General features: G+C 58.2%; 4 protein-coding genes. 3 read left to right on the top strand and 1 reads right to left on the bottom strand.

Annotated features, from left to right (window positions below):
* The 3 genes from Q0341_RS04090 to Q0341_RS04080 all read left to right on the top strand — a co-directional run.
* A partial coding sequence (locus Q0341_RS04090; RefSeq protein WP_299510779.1) for a ferritin family protein occupies positions 1-169 on the top strand: 169 nt, incomplete at its 5' end.
* A 110-nt stretch (positions 170-279) separates the two neighbouring features.
* Positions 280-1,629, top strand: a complete 1,350-nt coding sequence (locus Q0341_RS04085; RefSeq protein ID WP_299510777.1) for a heterodisulfide reductase-related iron-sulfur binding cluster — start codon at positions 280-282, stop codon at positions 1,627-1,629.
* An 11-nt stretch (positions 1,630-1,640) separates the two neighbouring features.
* Positions 1,641-2,231 carry a DUF3501 family protein gene (locus Q0341_RS04080; protein WP_299510776.1) on the top strand — a complete coding sequence of 197 codons (591 nt, stop codon included), beginning with the start codon at positions 1,641-1,643 and terminating at the stop codon, positions 2,229-2,231.
* Between the two features lie 99 nt (positions 2,232-2,330).
* Here the strand turns inward: Q0341_RS04080 and Q0341_RS04075 are convergent, their stop codons facing one another.
* Positions 2,331-2,954 (bottom strand): L-threonylcarbamoyladenylate synthase, encoded by a 624-nt coding sequence (locus Q0341_RS04075; protein ID WP_299510774.1) that lies wholly within the window; start codon positions 2,952-2,954, stop codon positions 2,331-2,333.
* Positions 2,955-2,991: the final 37 nt, after the last annotated feature.

The raw sequence follows: 2,991 nt of genomic DNA, 5'->3' as shown, positions 1-2,991 counted from the left end.
GGCTGTGGCTGGCGAAACCCACGAGTACACCGACATGTACCCTGGCATGGCCAAGACCGCCCGTGAAGAAGGTTTCGACGAAGTCGCTGACTGGTTCGAGACTCTGGCCAAGGCTGAGCGTTCACACGCCAACCGCTACCAGAAAGCTTTGAACGAACTGGTGGATTGATTCCCCCTGTTTCTTCGGCCCGCTGCGCTGAGAGGTGCAGCGGGTTTTTCTCAGGGTTCTGGCTGCAGAGTCTTCAGAAAAACCCCAAAAAAATCCCAAAGGAGCACAACATGGCCAAAGAAGGCAACCTCGAAGCCCCCACCCGGCACGCGCTGGCTTGGGAGACCCCGGACTTCTACAACGAAGAAAAGTGCTTTGACGAGCTCGAGCGCATTTTTGACATCTGCCACGGTTGCCGACGCTGCGTGAGTTTGTGTGGCTCTTTCCCAACCTTGTTTGACTTGGTGGACGAGAGCAGCACCATGGAAGTCGATGGCGTGGACAAGAAGGACTACTGGAAAGTGGTGGACCAGTGCTTCATGTGCGACCTGTGCTACATGACCAAGTGCCCCTACACGCCGCCTCATGAGTGGAACCTGGACTTTCCGCACACCATGTTGCGGGCCAAGGCCATCAAGTTCAAAAAAGGCGAAGTGGGCGCGGCCGAAAAGTTTCTCGCCTCCACCGACACTCATGGCTCTTTTGCAGGCATCCCGATCGTGGTGCAAGCCATCAACGCCATCAACAAAACCGAAGCGGCGCGCAGCGTCATGGAGAGCGTGGCGGGTGTTGACAAAAACGCCTGGCTGCCTTCCTTGGCCACTAAAAAGTTCCGCTCCAGCGCCCCGGATGCCCAGTCTGTCAAAGTGGTGGACGGCGAAAAAACACCGGGCAAAGTGGCGATCTATTCCACTTGCTACATCAACTACAACGAGCCCGGCATTGGCCATGATCTGCTGAAGATCCTCGACCACAACGACATCCCGTATGTGCTGGTCGAGAAAGAAAAATGCTGCGGCATGCCCAAGCTCGAGCTCGGCGACTTGGACTCGGTCAAGGACTCCAAGGAAGCCAACATCCCGGTGCTGGCCAAGTACGCCAAAGACGGCTTTGCCATCATGGCGGCGGTGCCCAGCTGCGCCTTGATGTTCAAGCAAGAGATTCCGCTGATGTTCCCCGATTGCACCGACACCCAGTTGGTCAAAGCCGCGATGTGGGACCCGTTTGAGTACTTCATGGCCCGCAAGCGCGACGGCTTGCTCAAGACCGAGTTCCCGCAAGCGTTGGGCAATGTGAGCTATCAAATTCCTTGTCACGGCCGGGTGCAAAACATCGGCAAGAAAACCGAGGAAATGCTCAAGATGATCCCGGACACCCAGATCAACACCATCGAGCGCTGCTCGGGCCACGCAGGTACTTATGGCGTGAAAAAAGGCTCACACGACATGGCCATGAAAATCGGCAAGCCCGTGTTCAAGGCCATGGCCACCATGAAAGACGGCTCCAAGCCCGACTTCATCAGCTCCGACTGCCCGCTGGGCGGCCACCACATTGCCCAAGGCTTTGAGGTCAATGGCCTGGGCGCCCCCGAACTGAACCACCCCTTGACCTTGGTGCGCAAAGCCTACGGTCTCAAATAAGGAACACTGCCATGCAACTGACCGGAAAAATCACGCCCGAGACTTTGATGTCCTTGGAGGCTTACACCAAATGGCGCAAGGTCCACAAACCCGATGTGATCGCGCACCGCAAACTGCGCAGCGTGCGGCTGGGCGAGCACATCAACATGCAGTTTGAAAGCGAGACCACCATCCGCTACCAAATTCAGGAGATGCTGCGCATCGAAAAAGTCTTCGAAGAAGAGGGCATCCTGCAAGAGATCGATGCCTATGCCCCGTTGGTGCCAGACGGCAGCAACTGGAAAGCCACCATGATGATCGAGTACACCGACATCAACGAACGCAAGCGTGAGCTGGCCAAGCTGATTGGCGTGGAAGACCGCATGTTTGTCGAGGTGGAAGGCCATGGGCGCGTCTATGCGATTGCCGACGAAGACCTGGACCGCGAGACGGACGAAAAAACTTCAGCGGTGCACTTTGTGCGCTTTGAGTTGAAACCCGCCATGTGCGCAGCCGTCAAGGCTGGGGCTGGCGTCAAAATGGGCTGTGACCACACGCATTACCCCTCACACAACGACATCGCGCCCGATACGCTGGCCAGCTTGGCAGGCGACTTGAAGTAAGCAAGTTGCAGCCTTCTTGGGTTCAACCCCTGTCGCAGCTTGTGGGCTGCAGCAGGGGTTTTCTATTTCTGACCAAGGTCTGGCCAAGGTCCTTGCGCCTCAAAGCCCCAGCAGCGCTGGGTCGCCCTGGCCGCGTCGCAGCACTTCGGGCTCGTCACCGCTCATGTCGATCACGGTGGTGGGTTCCAGCGAGCAAGCCCCCGCATCGATGACAGCGCCCACTTGGTGCTCCAGCCGTTCACGTATCTCTTGTGGATCGTTCAGCGGCAAGTCTTCGGCCGGCAGGATGAGCGTGGATGCCAGCAGTGGGGCCCCGTGCAGGGCCAGCAAGGCTTGCAGCACGGTGTGTTCGGGCACGCGAAGACCAATGGTTTTGCGTTGCGGGTGGCTGACGCGTCGGGGCACTTCTTTGGTGGCTTCCAAAATGAAGGTGAAGGGCCCGGGCGTGGCTTGTTTGATGGCCCGGAATTGCTGGTTGTCTACCCGGGCGTAATTGGCCAGTTCGCTCAGATCCCTGCACAGCAGGGTCAGATGGTGCTTGTCGTCTACGCCGCGGATGCGGCGCAACTGGTCGGCAGCGGCCTTGTCGTCCAGGTGGCAAACCAGCGCGTAGCTGGAGTCGGTGGGGACAGCCAACACTTGCCCCTGGTTGAGCAGTTGCACGGCTTGCTTGAGCAGGCGCGCTTGCGGGTTGACGGGATGAACGCTGAAAAACTGGGCCATGGGTCTTTGCCGTCAATGGAGGTTGGTGAAGGTGGGG

The organism is uncultured Limnohabitans sp. (assembly GCF_937889215.1).
GTDB lineage: Bacteria > Pseudomonadota > Gammaproteobacteria > Burkholderiales > Burkholderiaceae_C > Limnohabitans_A.
This window is presented reverse-complemented; position numbering and strand designations above follow the sequence as displayed.